Origin of the sequence: Chryseobacterium gregarium DSM 19109, assembly GCF_000430845.1 — a bacterium.
Lineage (GTDB): Bacteria > Bacteroidota > Bacteroidia > Flavobacteriales > Weeksellaceae > Chryseobacterium > Chryseobacterium gregarium.
The window spans coordinates 80,276-95,563 of sequence record NZ_AUMU01000007.1; the positions used below are offsets into that span (position 1 = coordinate 80,276).

General features: G+C 38.5%; 12 protein-coding genes and 1 pseudogene. 9 read left to right on the forward strand and 4 right to left on the reverse strand.

All coding sequences use genetic code 11. The features are described 5' to 3' along the window. Positions 1–163: 163 nt before the first annotated feature. The gene (glgP, locus tag H561_RS0108715) at positions 164–1,828 is read left to right on the forward strand and encodes an alpha-glucan family phosphorylase (RefSeq protein WP_027386646.1); all 1,665 of its coding nucleotides are present in this window, start codon (positions 164–166) and stop codon (positions 1,826–1,828) included. A 73-nt stretch (positions 1,829–1,901) separates the two neighbouring features. On the opposite strand, the gene H561_RS0108720 is transcribed toward glgP, so the two are convergent. After that, a complete protein-coding gene (locus tag H561_RS0108720; protein ID WP_027386647.1) occupies positions 1,902–2,093 on the reverse strand; it encodes a DUF6496 domain-containing protein in 192 nt (63 codons plus the stop codon). A gap of 12 nt (positions 2,094–2,105) precedes the next feature. Further along, on the reverse strand, positions 2,106–2,579 hold the full coding sequence (locus H561_RS0108725) for a hypothetical protein (RefSeq protein WP_027386648.1): 474 nt from the start codon (positions 2,577–2,579) through the stop codon (positions 2,106–2,108). 116 nt (positions 2,580–2,695) lie between these two features. On the opposite strand from H561_RS0108725, the gene H561_RS0108730 reads away from it, so the two are divergent. After that, a complete protein-coding gene (locus H561_RS0108730; protein WP_027386649.1) occupies positions 2,696–4,825 on the forward strand; it encodes a S9 family peptidase in 2,130 nt (709 codons plus the stop codon). Positions 4,826–5,160: 335 nt separating this feature from the next. Here the strand turns inward: H561_RS0108730 and H561_RS0108735 are convergent, their stop codons facing one another. Beyond that, entirely contained in the window at positions 5,161–5,418 is a 258-nt protein-coding gene (locus H561_RS0108735; protein ID WP_027386650.1) for a hypothetical protein, read from the reverse strand. 81 nt (positions 5,419–5,499) lie between these two features. Here H561_RS0108735 and H561_RS0108740 point away from each other — a divergent pair, with 81 nt between their 5' ends. The 7 genes and pseudogenes from H561_RS0108740 to recG all read left to right on the forward strand — a co-directional run bounded on the left by H561_RS0108740 (position 5,500) and on the right by recG (position 14,354). After that, entirely contained in the window at positions 5,500–7,155 is a 1,656-nt protein-coding gene (locus tag H561_RS0108740; protein ID WP_027386651.1) for a peptide MFS transporter, read from the forward strand. A gap of 132 nt (positions 7,156–7,287) precedes the next feature. Next, positions 7,288–9,039, forward strand: coding sequence for a peptide MFS transporter (locus H561_RS0108745; RefSeq protein ID WP_027386652.1), 1,752 nt, complete (start codon positions 7,288–7,290; stop codon positions 9,037–9,039). A gap of 64 nt (positions 9,040–9,103) precedes the next feature. Continuing rightward, positions 9,104–9,444 (forward strand): annotated as a pseudogene (locus H561_RS24170) (DUF1016 N-terminal domain-containing protein). Positions 9,445–9,450: 6 nt separating this feature from the next. Further along, positions 9,451–10,098 (forward strand): PDDEXK nuclease domain-containing protein, encoded by a 648-nt coding sequence (locus H561_RS22295; protein WP_051349343.1) that lies wholly within the window; start codon positions 9,451–9,453, stop codon positions 10,096–10,098. A gap of 16 nt (positions 10,099–10,114) precedes the next feature. Next, the gene (locus tag H561_RS0108755) at positions 10,115–11,626 is read left to right on the forward strand and encodes a peptide MFS transporter (RefSeq protein ID WP_027386653.1); all 1,512 of its coding nucleotides are present in this window, start codon (positions 10,115–10,117) and stop codon (positions 11,624–11,626) included. Positions 11,627–11,666: 40 nt separating this feature from the next. Then, positions 11,667–12,200, forward strand: coding sequence for a thioredoxin family protein (locus tag H561_RS0108760; protein ID WP_027386654.1), 534 nt, complete (start codon positions 11,667–11,669; stop codon positions 12,198–12,200). Between the two features lie 69 nt (positions 12,201–12,269). Then, the gene (gene recG, locus H561_RS0108765) at positions 12,270–14,354 is read left to right on the forward strand and encodes an ATP-dependent DNA helicase RecG (RefSeq protein ID WP_027386655.1); all 2,085 of its coding nucleotides are present in this window, start codon (positions 12,270–12,272) and stop codon (positions 14,352–14,354) included. Positions 14,355–14,876: 522 nt separating this feature from the next. On the opposite strand, the gene H561_RS0108770 is transcribed toward recG, so the two are convergent. After that, entirely contained in the window at positions 14,877–15,266 is a 390-nt protein-coding gene (locus H561_RS0108770) for a response regulator (protein WP_228372242.1), read from the reverse strand. Positions 15,267–15,288 lie beyond the last annotated feature (22 nt).

Consider the following 15,288-nt stretch of genomic DNA (forward strand, 5'->3'; position numbering starts at 1 on the left):
ATGAGCTTCACTTTAAATCATGAAGTTTTTGATTATCAAAATTTTACATTTAAAGGTACTTAAAAAAACAGCAGGCAGGGGTTTTTAAAAGTAATTTATTGAATAATTAACATAGAGTTTGTTTTCATATTTAATATCTTTATATAAATATAAAACAGTATGTATGGATTTTAATAACTTTAAAATACCTTTTACCATTAATCCAAAATATTCTAAAAAAGCAGCCTATTTCTCAATGGAATTTGCCATTGAACAGGTTCTGAAAATATACTCGGGCGGCCTCGGGTTTTTGGCAGGATCCCATATGAGAAGTGCTTACAACCTTAAACAGGACCTTATCGGGATAGGAATTCTCTGGAAATTCGGATACTATGATCAGGCAAGGAATCACGATCAGACCCTGCAGCCTGTCTGGACAAAAAAAATGTACAGTTTCCTTGAAGATACGGGAATTAAGTTTCAGATTGAAATCCACAGTGCTCCGGTATGGGTAAAAGTATGGTACCTTGATCCTGAGATCTTCCATACGGCTCCTATGTTTTTCCTTTCAACAGATGTCCCGGAAAATGATCATGTCTCCAAAACGATTTGTCACCGGTTATACGATGCCAATGAAGCGACCAAAGTGGCCCAGTATATCCTTCTAGGAAAAGGCGGAGCCCAATTGCTGGATGAATTGAACATGGAAAGGGAGATTTATCATTTAAACGAGGCCCACGGACTTCCTGCTGCATTTCATTTACTGAAAAAATATAACGGAGACCTGAGCAAAGTAAAAGAAAAACTGGTTTTCACCACCCACACGCCTGAAGAAGCCGGAAATGAAAAACACAGCCTGAAACTTTGTCATGACATGTCTTATTTCTCAGGATTAAGCATGGAAGAAGTGAAGCGCATTGAAGGTTCTGATGATGACAGCTTCAACCATTCACTCTGCGCACTGAAAATGGCAAAAATAGCCAATGGGGTTTCTAAGCTTCACGGGACCGTTTCAAAGACCATCTGGGGCAAGTATGAAGGAATCTGTGAAATTACCACCATCACAAACGCTCAGGAATTTAAATACTGGGCAGACCAGCCTTTATATGAAGCTAAAGACGGAAATGATGAAGCTGGTTTTGATACCCGTAAAAAGCATCTGAAGGAAAAACTGTTTGAAACGGTAGCGGACCAGACCGGAAATTTATTCGATCCCGATATTTTCACGATTGTCTGGGCAAGGAGATTTGCCGGCTACAAGCGTGCTGATCTGCTTCTGCATGATAAAAAAAGATTTTCTAAACTGCTCAACCATCCGAAATATCCGGTCCAGATCATCTGGGCAGGAAAGCCTTACCCGATGGATTATTCTGCGATTTCCACGTTCAATTCCCTGGTGGAAGAAAGTAAAAATTATAAGAGCATGGCAGTTCTTACAGGATATGAGCTGGCATTAAGCAAATCTTTGAAGCAGGGCTCTGACCTTTGGCTTAACAACCCAAGGGTTCCGAGAGAAGCTTCAGGAACTTCAGGGATGACCGCAGCGATGAACGGTTCTATCAATCTTTCTACGGACGACGGATGGATTCCCGAATTTGCAAAACACGGAGAAAATTCTTTTGTGGTCCCTAAATGCGATTATGAAAACATGAGCATCTATGAACAGGATAATTATGACCTGAACGCGTTGTATGAAATTCTCGAAAACGAAATCCTTCCGGCTTATTATGATCATCCGGATCAGTGGAGGCAGATCCAATACAATTCCATGAATGATGTGAAAGACCAGTTCAACAGTGACAGGATGGCGGATGAATATTATGAAGTTCTTTACCATCATAAAGGTTAATCTGATTACAAGCCAGCTTATTTCAATAGAATATAAAACCGGCCTGAACTAAGTTCAGGCCGGTTTTATATGATTAATCATTTTTCTTTTTCTGTTTCGGGACTTTCAATTCCTCTTCCCGTGCTTCGGAAATACCGATAGCTACGGCCTGTTTCCTGTCAGTCACTTTATCGCCGGAAGAAGACTCCAGTTTTCCTTCCTTGAATTCCTTCATGACCTCTTCTACCTTCTCCTGAGCTTTTTTTGAATACTTTGTCTTGCTCATTATTGCTATATTTTAAGATTTAGGTACTGATACAGCGATCTCATATACTTTAGCGTTCTTCAGGTATTTTGAACGCTCACGTGAAGTTACGGATTCAAAATGCCCGTTCTTGATTACCACAATCGGATCTTCTGCATTTTCTATTTCAAAATTGGTAATATAACGCTCATCGGGAGCATCTTCACGTAATTTGGCCTTTATTTTCTGAAGTTCATCCGCATAGTCTTTAAAAGCGGGGTCTGAAGAATGGATAAATTTATATTCCTCACCTGCATCTACAAAGTAATGCAGCTTTTTATCCAAAAGGCCCGCTTCACTTGTAATGGCCGGATTATCGTTTCCATCCCTGAAAGCTGCTTCTACCAGTTTTCCGCCTTTTTCCTCAGCTGTTTTCTGAGCATCCTCGTAACTGGAAAATCCGGTGTATAGAATTTGATCTTCTAATTCATACCGGTTCAGCTTCTGGTCATGTGCATTCGTTTCCATAATTATTATTGAATTTGATTATTCTTTAACTATTCAATTTTTTTGCCAATATCTCATTCAAATGCTTTTTTATGCATATAATAAAATTGTTATATTTGAAATCTTTAAAATTAGAAATGAAAAAATTCTTATTAACACTTGCAGTGGCTGTTGTATTTCAGGGTATATCTGCCCAGGAAATCACATTAGATAAAATATATTCAGGATACTACCGCGGAAAAGGCATTGCCGGAATCACTTCTATGAAAAACGGTGAAAATTATCTGGTGATCGAACAGGGCGGAATTGCAAAGTATGCTTATAAAACCTCACAGAAAGAGGGAAATATTGTTGACGGGAAATTCGAGAGTTATGAGTTTTCCGATGATGAATCCAAGATCCTTCTGCTAAAAGAGAGCCAGCCGATTTACAGGCATTCTTTTTTAGGGAAATTTGAGGTTAAAGATCTGAAATCAGGCAAGATTATTTCTTTAAATGAAGGAAAATTCGTTCAGGAGCCGAGGTTTTCACCTGACGGAACCAAAGTGGCTTTTATTTCAGATAATAACTTATTCTACCAAAGCCTTGATTCCGGGAAAATCACCCAGATTACGAACGACGGAAAGAAAAACGCGGTGATCAACGGTTTGGCCGACTGGGTGTATGAAGAAGAATTCGGGCATGCAAGATTGTATGAATGGACGAAGAATTCCAATGCCCTTGTGTTTGTGAGATCAGAAGAAAGCGAAGTCCCTGAAATCTACATTCCCATCTACGGAAAAACACTGTATCCAGGTGAGATGCGCTACAAATACCCTAAAGCAGGAGAAAAGAACTCGGTAGTTTCCGCGCACATTTATCTTTTGGATAGTAACAATAAAACAAAGATAAACCTGGATAGCTTTAAAAAATATTATATTCCGAACGTTATTCAGACCGCAAAAGCCGATGAAATTGTCTTGATCACTTCTGAAAGGATACAAAATGCTTCTGACGTTTTGAAAGTGAATACAAAAACCGGTGAAGTAAAAAAACTGTTTACTGAAACGGATGACAAATGGGTAGATACCGACAATGTGATTTTGGAATTCATGAACGACAACAGTTTCCTATGGAGTTCTGAAAGAGATGGAAACCGTCATTTATACTGGTACAACCAGGATGGAAAGCTAAAAAAGCAGGTAACGAAAGGCAATTGGGAAGTAACCGATTATTATGGATTCAATCCGAAATCAAAGGAAATTTATGTACAGACTACAGAGAAAGGAAGCATCAATAAAGTAATTTCCAAAATCAATATCGAAAACGGAAAAGCACAGCTGATTTCAAACGGGGACGGAAACAACTCGGCAAACTTCAGCAAAAATTATAATTATTTCATTGAGACATCTTCCACCGCTTCAAAACCTTATACTTTTATTTTAAAAGACGGCAACGGAAAAATGGTGAAAGAGCTTCAAAACAATAATGACCAGCTTCAGAAATTAAAGGCTGACAATTTCATTGACAAAGAATTCATCACCATTCCGAATGAAGCCGGAGACCAGATGAATGCCTGGATCATGAAGCCTAAAAACTTTGACAAAAATAAAAAATATCCGCTGTTTATGTACCAGTATTCAGGCCCGGGTTCCCAGCAGGTTTCGAATTCATGGGATAACGGAAATGCATTGTGGTTCAACCACCTGGTACAGAAAGGCTATATCGTAGCCTGTGTAGACGGGCGAGGAACCGGCTATAAAGGAACTCAATTCAAGAAAGTCACCTACATGAATTTAGGAAAATATGAAATTGAAGACCAGATTTCTGCAGCCAAATGGCTTGGAAATCAGTCATACATCGATAAATCAAGAATCGGGATGTTCGGATGGAGTTTCGGCGGATATATGACGAGTCTTGCTATGACCAAAGGTGCTGATGTTTTCAAAGCGGGAATTGCCGTGGCACCGGTGACCAACTGGAGGTATTATGACTCGGTATACACTGAAAGATTTTTAAGAACCCCACAGGAAAACCCTGACGGGTATGACAAGAACTCTCCTACTGAATACGCCAATTTACTGAAAGGAAAATTTTTACTGATTCATGGAACGGCTGATGACAATGTACATTTCCAGAATTCCATGGAATTTTCGGAAGCCTTGATTCAGAATAAAAAGCAGTTTGAATTTATGGCCTATCCTGATAAAAACCACGGAATCTATGGCGGGCAGACCAGGCCTCAGCTGTATCAGAAAATGACAGACTTTATCTTGGAAAATCTGTAAATCTAAAATTAATGTAAAAACTAAAAAATCACTCAAAAATTTGGGTGATTTTCACTTTTAATACTGGTGTAAACTTTTATTATTGATGAAAGCTATCAGGAAAATTACATCATTAACTTCCTGATAAATTAATGAGTTATTTTTATCTATCAAACACTTTCTATAATTCAGAAGCAGAGATTTAGGACAGATTTCTTTATGTTATTTTAGTCTTGCAATTAAATCATCAAATGTACTTTCAAAACTTTCGATCTCCTTCACAGAACAATGTTCGAATAAATAATCCAAGACACCCAAATAGTTTCGTAAAATTTCTTCAGACCAAACAATCTCCATTATTTCGACTTTTCTGAAAGGTACTGCCTGATTTTCTGTTTCGCTTCTTCATGAGAATAAGTTTTCTCATTTTTAATATTCTCAATCCTTTTTTCAATTGATATTTTTTGAGAATTGGTTAAATTCTCTGCCCAATCTTTGGTTTTCGCTTCTGTATATTTTGATTTCAAAAACTCAATATAATCATTTACCTGCCCAAAAAGTTCTTTGGGAAGCGATTTCAGACTTTTTTCAATTTCTTTAATGGTAATCTCCATTTCATAAGTTTTATCCAAAGTTAATAAAATTCAATTATTGTTTTTAAAATTTTATATTTGTGAAATTTGAAATTCGAAACTATGAAGACCAAACATCCTAAAGGGTTGCCTTTTCTATTCTTTACTGAAATGTGGGAGCGTTTCGGGTATTACCTGATTCTCGGAATTTTCGTATTGTACGTTATTGAACCGACCGGTATGAAAGGTGGCTTAGGACTGCCTGATAAAACGGCAGATGATATTTTTGGGACTTATATCGCACTGACTTACCTTACTCCGTTCATCGGAGGATTTTTAGCCGACCGGGTTTTAGGATACATCAAATCCATTTATCTTGGAGGCATCCTGATGGCTGCCGGATATATCGGAATGGGCATTTTCAAAGACCTTCCCCTGTTTTATTCTTCATTGGCCTTAATTATCATCGGAAACGGTTTCTTTAAACCGACCATTTCCACCCTCTTAGGAAACTTATATTCAGAAGAACCTTATAAAGCCAACAAAGATTCGGGATATAATATTTTTTATATGGGAATCAATATTGGAGCCTTCATCTGTAATATTATTGCTGCTTTCATGCGGAATAAATTCGGTTGGGGCGAGGCTTTTATCACGGCAGGAGTCGGGATGCTGGTAGGCCTCGTTATCTTCACGATCGGCCGGAAACATTACCTCCATGCCGCTCAGATGAAGCCTGTACAGGAAGGCGATACGAAGCTTTCTGAAATCATGCTTAAGGTTTTTGTCCCTGCCATTATTGCCGGGGTCATCGGCTGGATCATTCCCGGAAATATTTTCGGAAGCGACAGTACAGATGCCTTCATTTTCGCCTGTGTGCCGGTTATTTATTTTTATGCTTCGCTGTACTTTAAGGCTAAACCTGCTGAAAAAGCGTCCATAGGTGCTTTATTATCCGTATTTTTGATTAGTATGTTCTTCTGGGCAGTCTTCAAACAGAATGGCACCGCCCTGACCCGATGGGCCAATTATTATACGGACAGAAGCGTTCCCGCTTCTATGGAAAAGCCTTTGGAAGGAATCTATATGGTGGACGGGAAAAGCTATGCAGATAAAGAAGCCCCTGTTTACGACGAACAGTATCAGTCTCAGAAAGACAAGGATGGAAAAGCTGTAAAAACAACCGGAAAAGATATTTATTTCAGGAATATTTCTCCCGGACAAAAAGCTGAACTGGAAAAGGATCCGGAAAGCAAAGTCTATCTGTATAATACCGAGCTGTTTCAGTCTATTAATCCGTTTTGGGTGATTGCTCTGACACCTTTAGTAGTAGGAGTCTGGGCTTTATTAAGAAGGAAAGGGAAAGAACCTCTGACGCCTACGAAAATCGTATTGGGATTATTTATTTCAGCCCTTTCCTGCCTGGTGATGGTTCTGGCGGTCTGGGCCGGAGACAATGGTGCCGTAAAAGTATCGCCGTGGTGGCTGATTGCCGGTTACGGGGTTATTACCGTCGGGGAATTATGTCTTTCCCCGATGGGCCTGTCATTTGTTTCAAAACTTTCGCCGGCAAGGATTACCGCTTTAATGATGGGCGGTTTCTTCCTGGCCAACTCTGTAGGAAATAAGCTTTCAGGCATTCTGGCCAGTACCTGGTACAGCTATGATAACAAGATGAATTATTTTCTGGTGAATTTTGCTCTGCTGATATTTGCTACACTGTTAGGGGTATCCATGCTGAAAAGGCTCAATAAAATCATGAAAGAGAAAGGGCATTAAAACGATCATTAATAGACAAAATCAGGCTGCAGAAATATTCTGCAGCTTTTTTATTTAAATATAAAATTAAACCTTGCTGAAAACACAAAAAAAACTATATTTGTCAGTCTTAACAAAAATTAACAATAAAAAATGGATAATATTGAAGCATTAAGTCCGAAGCAGGATGAATTTGTAGAGAATAAGGGTTCCAGACATCCGAAAGGGTTATGGGTGCTGTTCGGAACAGAAATGTGGGAGCGTTTCAACTTTTATGGGATGAGGGCACTTTTGACGCTCTTTATGGTAAATTCATTATTGATAAAAGAAGCGGATGCAGCAATCATCTATGGAGGATTCTTAGCTTTATGTTATCTTACGCCTCTTTTAGGAGGCTTCATTGCCGATAAATACATCGGTAACAGAAATGCAATTTTGGTAGGAGGAAGTTTGATGGCCATCGGACAGCTGCTTTTATTCTTCAGTGCTTCAACGTTTTCGTCTGACCTTGTTAGTGCAAAGACCTTAATGTGGCTGGCTCTGTTCATTATTATTTTCGGAAACGGTTTCTTTAAACCGAATATTTCCTCAATGGTGGGAAGTCTCTATCCGAAACAGGAAAAATCTAAATTGGATTCTGCATTTACCATTTTCTACATGGGTATCAATATCGGGGCATTCTTAGGGCAGTTTATCTGTCCGTATTTAGGGGATGTTAAAGATTCTGCAGGAGTAAGAGATATCTTCGCATTTAAATGGGGATTCTTAGCGGCTTCTATCGCAATGCTTGTGGGTACAGTAACATTCTTTATTCTTAAAAACAAGTATGTGGTAACACCGGAAGGAAGGCCAATCGGCGGATTACCGAAGAATAATACAAGCGAGGATTTTGAAGAAGGAGAAACCCAGACTGCAAAATTTTCAAGTAAAAATATGGGAATTGCTGCCCTGTTATTTGTTGCCCTTTTCTTTGTATTCAGATACATTTTGGTAGGAGAATTCGGATTCAGTTCTGTAGGGATGGGACAATTGATAAAAGGAATTATTTATCCTTTCATCTATGCTGCGGGTATTTCACTGGCATTTTTAATTATGAGCTCGGCCGAAAACAAGGTGGAAAGACATAGAATCTGGGTAATTTACATCGTTTCATTTTTTATTATTTTCTTTTGGGCTGCATTTGAGCAGGCCGGGTCTTCATTAACCTTCATTGCAGATAATCAGACCGACAGAAATATCTTCGGATGGAATATGCCGCCGTCAATGGTACAGATTTTCAACGGATTATTTGTTGTGGCCCTGGCTTTACCTTTCAGTATCCTTTGGGATAAATTGAGAGCAAAAGGAAAAGAGCCGGTTTCTCCGATGAAACAGGCAATGGGTCTTGCATTGATTGCTTTATCCTATTTCATTATTGCATACAATGTAAAAGATCTCGGAAACACCGGATTATTAGCCATTAAATGGTTAATGTTACTATATCTTATCCAGACCATGGGTGAACTTTGCTTGTCTCCGATCGGATTATCATTGGTGGGTAAACTGGCCCCGAAAAGATTCGCTTCTTTATTGTATGGCGTTTTCTTCATTTCAAATGCTGCAGGTTATGCTTTGGCAGGTTCTTTAGGAGCAATTATTCCGGCAACCGGGGATAAATTCGTAAAAGCAGAAAAATTAGGGATCAACCTTCAGGACGTTTTAGATAAAAAAGTGACACTTACACCAGAGCAGGTAGCTTTATTTGAAAAGGAACAGTTACCTGTTGCCAACACAACATTTGCAGGAGTGGAAATTCATAATTTATTTGAATTCTTTATGGTATTTGTTGTATTGTGTGGTATTGCTGCTGTAATTTTAGCAATTTTATCACCTAGATTAAAGAAAATGATGCATGGTGTCAACTAATTTGTATCAATAAAATATACTCAAAAACCTCTGCCAAGTCAGAGGTTTTTTTTATTTTCGTACGATGGAAGTTTCCGAAGATTCTTTATTTCAGTTGGTAAAAGAGATTATTACCCAATCGCGCGAAAAGGTATTCCGCATCGCGAACTCTACCCTTCTGCTCACCTATTGGCAGATCGGAAAACTTATTGTGGAAGATGAACAGAAAGGAAAGGAACGTGCAGAATATGGGAAACATACCTTAAAAACCTCTCTTGGAAGCTGACTTTGGAATTCGGAAAAGGGTTTGATTATACCAACCTTTCTAATATGCGCAAGTTTTATATGCCTTTCCCAATTGTTTACGCAATGCGTCAACAATTGAGCTGGACGCACTACAGACTGCTGATAAGATTGAATAATTAAGACAAAATGAATTATTACATTAACGAATCTATTCAAGACAACTGGAACTACAGGGATCTGAAAAGACAGATCAATTCCCTTGCTTATGAACGGGTTTTAGAACATAAAAAACCTCCTGATGAAACCATTCACAATATTTTAAAGGATTCTTATATTTTTGAATTTCTAGGACTGAAGCCTAATGAAAAGATCTCTGAAAAAGATATTGAAACCGTCATTATAGATCACATCCAAAAATTTTTGCTGGAGTTCGGAAAAGGCTTCGCTTTCATGGCCAGGCAGCAGCACATCTCTACAGACACTTCTGATTTCTACATTGACCTGGTTTTTTACAATTATATTTTAAAGTGCTTTGTGATTATTGATTTAAAAACAGGCGAACTTTCCCATCAGGATATCGGACAGATCGATATGGATGTAAGAATGTATGATGATCTGAAAGGGGGCGAAGGCGACAATCCTACAATAGGAATTTTACTTTGCTCGGAGAAAGATGAAACCATTGTAAAATATTCTGTTTTAAACGACAAAAACAATCTTTTGGCAAGCAAATATTTATTGTACCTTCCGAAAGAAGAAGAATTAAAACACATTATTGATCAGGACAGGATACGTTTCGAACTCGATCAGGAAAATAATAACAACCCAAACTAAATAATTATAAGCAATGATGAGCTTAACGCTGGAAGAAATACAAAATTTCAAAGGGAAATACCCTAAACAGATCTGGAGCCTCTTCTTTTCTGAAATGTGGGAGCGTTTCTGTTTCTACGGAATGAGAGGAATGCTGGTCTTCTTTATGATTTCACAACTCAATTTTCATGAACGTGAAGCCAATCTCCAATATGGAGCCACTCAGGCTTTTGTGTATGCTTTTACCTTTGTAGGAGGTTTATTCGCCGATAAAATTCTGGGATTTAGGAAATCACTTTTCTGGGGTGGCCTTTTAATGATTGTGGGAAGTTTAATCCTGGCCGCAGACCCGCATAAATTTTTCTTTCTCGGTATTGCATTTACTGTTGTGGGAACCGGTTTTTTTAAGCCTAATATTTCTTCAATGGTCGGCCAGCTGTATAAGCCTAATGATTCAAGGGCTGATGCCGGATTTTCCCTGTTCTATGCAGGCATTAATCTTGGTGCCCTGCTTGGCGGGTACTTATGTATTGCCATCGGGAAAGGAGAAATTTTCACAAAAATAATCTCTGAAAGCATGAGATGGAATGTCGCTTTCGGTCTTGCTGCTATTGTAATGGTTATCAGTCTGATCAATTTCGTCTTTACACAAAAAAGCCTGGGCACCATCGGGCTTCAGCCCGGGCATCCTGATCACGACGTAAAATCCGCACCCATCCCGAAATGGATCGAATACGGAGTGTATGTCTTATCCTTAATTTTCGTTCCCATCATCATGGTAATGGTTGCGAAAACGGAATATACCGATTATTTCATGTGGACCATAGGGCCATTAACCCTGATCTATCTATTCTATGAAATGACCAAAGTAACAGCTTCGGAAAGAAAAAAACTGTGGGCGGCCCTTGTATTCATTCTGTTCTCCATTTTATTCTGGGGGATTTACGAGCAAAGCGGAGGCTCATTAAGTATTTTTGCTGCAAAAAACTTGAATCAGGATCTTTTGGGATTAGATCCGAACGGTGTCAATAATTCCGGAGGTGCCTTTTTTATTATCTTTCTGGCTCCATTGATTGGGTTGCTCTGGATCTGGATGAACAAAAGAAAAATTGAACCCAACACCATTATTAAGTTTGGTCTAGGATTTATCTTTTTAGGATTGGGATATTATGTTTTATTTGCGACCCGTTTATTTGTGAATGCAGCAGGAATTACCTCACTTAATTTCTTTACCATTGCCTTGCTGGTTATCACCTTGGGAGAGCTGTGCCTTTCACCGATCGGATTATCGATCATGACCAAACTTTCAACCAAAAACCTTCAGGGAATGATGATGGGAATGTGGTTTTTAGCCTCCGCTTACGGACAGTACGTTGCCGGTATAATCGGAGCGGGACTTGCCACTGCTAAAAAAGGTTCTACTAATTATGATGCTTTTATCACTTATACCGATGGATACAAGCAATTAGGTTTATATGCGGTAATTGCCGGAGTAGTATTAATTTTGATCTCTCCGTTTGTAAAAAAATTAATGCAGGATGTAAAATAGTCATACACAATTATGCTTATTTTTACTTAAATATCAAATCATGAAGAAAATCATAAGCATAATCTGTCTTTTTATATTGACCCTGAGTTCTGCCCAGGTCAGATGGATGACCATTGAAGAAGCTTTAAAAGCCCAGAAAGAAAATCCTAAAAAAATACTTGTTGATTTTTATGCAGACTGGTGTGGCCCGTGTAAGATAATGGATAAGAAAACGTATGGACACCCGGTTATTGCTGAAATCTTAAACGAAAATTATTACGCGGTTAAGTTCAATGCAGAGGAAAAAAATAAAGTTGAAATTTTCGGAAGAACGTTTTCAAACCCGAATACAGAACATAAAAAAGGCCGTAATTCTTTACACGAATTTACCCAGTACATGAATGTGGGCGCAGTTCCGAGTACGGTTTTCCTCGATGAAAAAGGAGGTCCGATTACCATTCTTCAGGGAGAGCTGTCGGCCAAAGAGCTGGAACCTTATCTGGATTTCATCTGCAAGGACCTTTTTAAAAAAATACGTTCAAGGGAACAGTGGGAAGATTACCAGAAAAAATTTAAATCTAAAATAAAAGAATAAAATACAGGCTTTCACCCATGAAGGCCTTTTTTAATTTCTAATTTTTCCCGAAATTCGTGGACCTTTTAAATGAATTTAGAAACTTCCATAGAATACGTCAAGGGAATAGGTCCTGAAAAAGCAAAACTCATCAGAAATGTACTGGGGGTTTCTACCGTTGAAGACCTGCTGAACTTCTTCCCTATCCGCTACCTTGATAAAAGTAAAGTTCATAAAGTCGCTCAGCTTCACGAGGTAAGTACTGATGTTCAGCTTAAAGGAAGAATTACCGGTGTCCAGGAAATACAGACCGGAAAAATAAAACGCCTGTCTGCAAAATTCAATGATGATACAGGTACCATGGACTTGGTCTGGTTTCAGTATTCAAAATGGCTGAAAGAACAGCTTACGATTAATCAGGAAATTTATATCTACGGAAAGATTAATATTTTCAACAGCCAGTTTTCTATGGCGCATCCGGAAATAGAAATTGAAGAAAAAAAAGATACGGATATGCGGCTGAAGCCTATTTATCCAAGCTCGGAAAAGCTCACCAAAAGAGGACTGAATCAGAAATTCTTTCAGATGATCTTAAAAAACATCTGCAAAGAAATTCCAAACCTTATTGAAGAAAATTTTCCGGATTACCTGATGAAAGCTTTTTCATTCCTGTCAAGGCAGCATACTTATCTGAACATTCATTTCCCAAAAGATACAGAATATTTTGAGCGGGCCAATTACCGGCTGAAATTTGAAGAATCTTTTTTCTTCCAGTTGGGGTATGCTTTAAAAAAGCTCCATCACAAAAGCCATACGACAGGAAACCCTTTCCCGGTAGTGGGTGACTGTTTCAATGATTTCTACAATAACCATCTTCCGTTTGACCTTACCGGTGCCCAGAAAAGAGTGCTTAAAGAGATCCGGCTGGATATGAAGCGCCCGGTCCAGATGAACAGGCTTCTGCAGGGTGATGTAGGGTCAGGAAAAACAATGGTTGCCTTATTGACGATGCTTATTGCAAAGGACAACGGTTTTCAGAGCTGCATCATGGCACCGACGGAGATTCTTGCACAGCAGCATTACAACGGAATTAAAGACCTTCTGAAAGAAACCCAGGTGAAAATCAGGCTTCTTACCGGTTCTGTAAAAGCCTCCGAACGGAAAATCATTCATCAGGAATTAGAAAATGGGGAGCTTTCGATCTTGGTGGGGACCCATGCCGTTCTTGAAGATAAAGTTAAGTTTCAGAATCTCGGGTTGGCGATTATCGATGAACAGCACAGATTCGGGGTTGCCCAGCGGGCAAAGCTTTGGGCCAAGAATAAAATTCCGCCGCATATCCTGATTATGACGGCCACTCCTATTCCGAGAACTCTAGCCATGAGCTTTTATTCTGATCTGGATGTTTCGGTGATTGATGAGCTGCCGGTGGGAAGAAAACCGATTATTACGGCCCACAGGAGGGAAAAAGACAGGGCCTACGTGTATAATTTCTGCCGTGAAGAAATCCAGAAAGGCCGGCAGGTTTATTTTGTCTATCCGTTAATTGAAGAATCTGAGACGTTAGATTATAAAAACTTAATGACAGGACTGGAAAATGTTATGGACAATTTCCCGCATTATAATGTCACCATGCTTCACGGAAAGATGCGGCCTGATGAAAAAGATGCGGCCATGAGTTATTTTGCTTCCGGAAAAGCGGAAATCATGGTTGCTACAACAGTCATTGAAGTGGGAGTGAATGTGCCGAATGCTTCGGTCATGGTTATTGAAAGTTCGGAAAGATTCGGTTTGTCACAGCTCCACCAGCTTCGCGGGCGCGTGGGCCGGGGCGCCGAACAGAGCTATTGTATCCTGATGACTTCCGACAAACTGTCATCCGACAGCAGAACCCGGATTAAAACTATGGTAGAAACCAATGACGGTTTTAAAATTTCAGAAGTGGATATGCAGCTTCGCGGACCGGGCGACATTCTGGGTACGCAGCAAAGCGGGGTCGTAGATTTCAAAAAACTTGATTTGATCAATGATTCAGCAATTATCAAAACAACAAAAAGTTCAGTAGAAAAAATCCTTAAAAAAGACCCTCTGTTAGCCATGCCGGATCATCAGATTATTAAAAGTTATTACCTGAGACTGTACAAAGGAAAAAATAAATGGAGTAAAATCTCATAAAAAAACCGCGGGAAATAATTCTCCCGCGGCCTCCCCTTATAGAACTGTTATTTGAAGAAATTACTTACTTCGTTGATAAGTATCCTTATTTTTCGGCTTAATATTTTGTGATTTGGTGTAAATGATAATATGATTTTATTTGGTGTTAAGCCTGAAATAAAGTAAAAAAACAAAATGAATTATGTTTCCAACTTGCTTATTTATAAAAACTAACTTGTTGTTGCTAAAGGATTTCAAATGAAATAAAATGAAATGAAACAAATGTAGTTCCTTTAACCCTTCCGAGTTCTCATGATTGTACCGTTTTGCTTAAAGATCTGCTGCGCTTATGGTTGGAAATGATATAATTCATTTTGTTAACTAACATTGTAATTACATAATTTAGTTTAAAATCCATAATATAATGAAAACGTTCTGTAAAATCTGCAATACAAACCTCACTAAGTTTTCACTATTCCGTGAATATTATACAGCAAATATAAACATTTAATTTTAATGTCAAAATATCCTGACGTTAATTTTTCACACTTTCATGATAAAATTATCTTTACTAAATCCTGATGTATGATATTGCCAGTTCACAGTCATTATTTCGGTAAGTGATTTTTTAAGATCTTTATAGTGTTCAGGTATTTTCATCAAAACATTTGCTCCTTTTACAAAAATCCCATCTTCTTCCTCCGGTAAAAAATCTCCGGAACAAACGACAACAGTCATATCACTGAATCTGTAATATGATTTGATTTTATCCAGCAAGTCCAAAGTTTTTTTTTCAGGATGGTCGTGATTTAAGAATAGAACTTCTGGAATCAGAGCTTTTTCATTATTTAGATATCCCATCAGTTCCTCTCCAGTAAAAAATACCTGAACCTTTATTCTGAACTTATGATCATTAAAGATATTTTTAAACAAAATATGGTTCCTTTCATCATGA